A 382-nucleotide genomic window follows, 5' to 3' on the forward strand; every position below is an offset into this window, starting at 1 on the left:
ATCGGAATAGTACAGAAGTTCAGACAGTTAGTCAGGAAGTTAAAGCAGACCAGGGTTGGACAGATTATTCTCTCAGGAATTTTGCCAGTAATGGGAGGAAGGGGGCAAACATACAGAAACTGCAAGAGGATGGCAATCAACGCATTAGTAGAACAGATGTGTGAAGAGGAGATGGTGGGGTACTTAGATTTATGGGGATGCTTTGTTGGGAGAGAAGACATGTATATGAGAGATGGGCTTCATCTAAGTGGAAAGGGGGCAGCAGTTTTAGCAGATGAATTGCTGAAGTCTGTTGAGAGTGGCACAGGTGGCATTTATTTAAACTAGATGAGCAGGGGGGATTCACAGAGAAGTATGATAATGGAGGCATAGGAAATGTTAG

The 382-nt window shown here is 43.7% G+C and carries 1 protein-coding gene; it reads left to right on the plus strand.

Annotated features, from left to right (window positions below):
- Window positions 1–327, plus strand: a 327-nt coding sequence (locus D9V41_RS16725; protein WP_208006929.1) for an SGNH/GDSL hydrolase family protein, incomplete at its 5' end; no start/stop codon positions are given.
- Window positions 328–382: the final 55 nt, after the last annotated feature.

Origin of the sequence: Aeromicrobium phragmitis, assembly GCF_003674095.1 — a bacterium.
Classification (GTDB): domain Bacteria; phylum Actinomycetota; class Actinomycetes; order Propionibacteriales; family Nocardioidaceae; genus Aeromicrobium; species Aeromicrobium phragmitis.